The sequence below is a fragment of the Undibacterium sp. Di26W genome (assembly GCF_049340265.1).
In the GTDB taxonomy this organism is placed as follows: Bacteria; Pseudomonadota; Gammaproteobacteria; order Burkholderiales; family Burkholderiaceae_D; genus Undibacterium.
The window spans coordinates 1-354 of the sequence record NZ_JBMPOR010000084.1 but is presented as its reverse complement, the minus strand read 5'-3'; the positions used below and the strand labels follow the sequence as shown (position 1 = coordinate 354).

General features: G+C 54.8%; 1 protein-coding gene. It reads left to right on the top strand.

Translation table 11 applies throughout. The features are described 5' to 3' along the window. The coding region (locus tag ACO0LM_RS28745) for a MotA/TolQ/ExbB proton channel family protein (protein ID WP_423042374.1) at positions 1 to 354 on the top strand (354 nt) is incomplete at both ends.

Sequence of the window (354 nt, the reverse complement as noted above, 5' to 3'; positions counted from 1 at the left end):
ATGAAGGCGCATTGCTGGAACAAATCGACTTGAATACCTGGGTATCCATGTCCATCCAGCGCGCTGTGGAAAAAGTCCAAAGCCGTCTGCAAGATGGTCTGGCCTTCCTGGCAACCGTTGGTTCCACCGCACCGTTCGTTGGTCTGTTTGGTACAGTATGGGGTATTTACCATGCGCTGACAGCCATCGGTATGTCTGGTCAGGCATCGATCGACAAAGTAGCCGGCCCTGTGGGTGAAGCGCTGATCATGACGGCAATTGGTCTGGCAGTGGCTGTTCCTGCGGTTCTGGGTTACAACTTCCTGGTACGTCGCAACAAGAGCGCCATGGAAGAAGTCCGTGCCTTCTCCGCTG